Source organism: Frankia canadensis, assembly GCF_900197875.1.
Taxonomy (GTDB): domain Bacteria; phylum Actinomycetota; class Actinomycetes; order Frankiales; family Frankiaceae; genus Frankia; species Frankia canadensis.
In genome coordinates this window covers 1-1,343 of record NZ_FZMO01000435.1, presented here as the reverse complement: position 1 = coordinate 1,343, position 1,343 = coordinate 1, and the positions used below count along the sequence as shown (strand labels likewise).

At 71.3% G+C, this 1,343-nt stretch carries 1 protein-coding gene and 1 tRNA gene; one reads left to right on the top strand and one right to left on the bottom strand.

Features of this window, described 5'->3' with window-relative positions:
* Positions 1–792, bottom strand: a 792-nt coding sequence (locus C1A33_RS25525; protein WP_243407939.1) for an FhaA domain-containing protein, incomplete at its 3' end; no start/stop codon positions are given.
* Positions 793–951: 159 nt separating this feature from the next.
* Here C1A33_RS25525 and C1A33_RS25520 point away from each other — a divergent pair.
* A tRNA-Leu gene (locus C1A33_RS25520) sits at positions 952–1,034 on the top strand.
* Positions 1,035–1,343 lie beyond the last annotated feature (309 nt).

Here is a 1,343-nt window from a genome sequence, read left to right as displayed (position 1 = left end):
GACGAACCGCGCCTCCTCGGCGGGGGGCACGGCGACGACCGCGCGCCCCGCGGACCCGCTGAACAGCTCGACGAACAGGTCGTCCGTCGCGGTGCCCAGCTCGATCCGATCCCCGTTGACCAGCTTGACCTGCGTCGCCGCGCGGCCATTGACCAGGCTGCCGTTCGTCGACCCCGCGTCGACGTACAGGAACTGGCCGTCGGGAAGCCGGCGGATCTCGCCATGCCGCCGAGACACCCCGGTGTCGTTCAGGCGGATGTCACACTCGACGCTGCGGCCGATGACAGTCGTCTCGGCGTCCAGCGGGTACTCCCGTTCCCCGACGCCGGAGCCACCCGGCGCCTTCGTCGTGATCATTAGATGGGGGGTGCCGGGGGCGCTCGGATGTGGCCGGGACCGGCGGCCCGCGACCACGCCAGGATCGGCCGCCGCCACGCTGCTGCGGATCCGGAACACGCCGACATCGAGATCGGCGGCCTCGGACATCCGCACCGTCACCGGGCCGACGAAGGTGTACCGCTGCTCGGCGGCGTGCTCACGGACCATCTCCGCCAGCTCGTCGCACAGCGCCCGGTCGTACGGGGAGAGGCGGGTGAAGTCGCCGCTGGCAAGCTCCACCGCGAACTCGTTGGGCACCAGCACGCGGTTCGAACTCACCGCCCGCCGGTCGTCGGTCTCCCGGGCCAGCGCGCTGGCGATCTCGACGGGCTCGACCCCGCCCTTGAACACCTTGGCGAACGCACCCTCGACGAGGCCGCCCAGGCGCCGTTCGAAGCGTTGTAGCACGCCCATGCTCGACCTCCCTTCTCCCGGTCTGTGAGATCGTATGCCCCCGGGCGCGGACGCCCTACGGCTCCGCAGCCTGACATGTCCGCGGCTCCCCCGACCCCCCGGCGCAGCGGACATCTCAGGCGTGATAGCGTGTCCCCTGGTTACGAGATAGTCCCACTCGGGCGAGTGGCGGAATGGCAGACGCGCACGGTTCAGGTCCGTGTGTCCTAACGGACGTGGGGGTTCAACTCCCCCCTCGCCCACGAGCCGGCCCATCGTGGTCGCCGACTTTGGTCGGCTTCCCGGTGGGCCGCAATTTTTTCGGGGGGCGACCCCCCGGGACCCCCCGAGGGATCGAGCGGGGCTCGATCCGGGGTGGGGCTCGCCTTCGGCTTCGGGGTGTTGTGGGCTGGCCCAGGGGTCCGGCTTTGGTCTTGGGCCTCGGCTTTGGGTCCCGGCCCCGGGGCTTGGGCTCGCCTTCGGCTTCGGGTCGGCCTCGGTTTGGGCTCGCCTTCGGCTTCGGGCTCGCCTTCGGCTTCGGGCTCGCCTTCGGCTTCGGGCTCGCCTTCGGC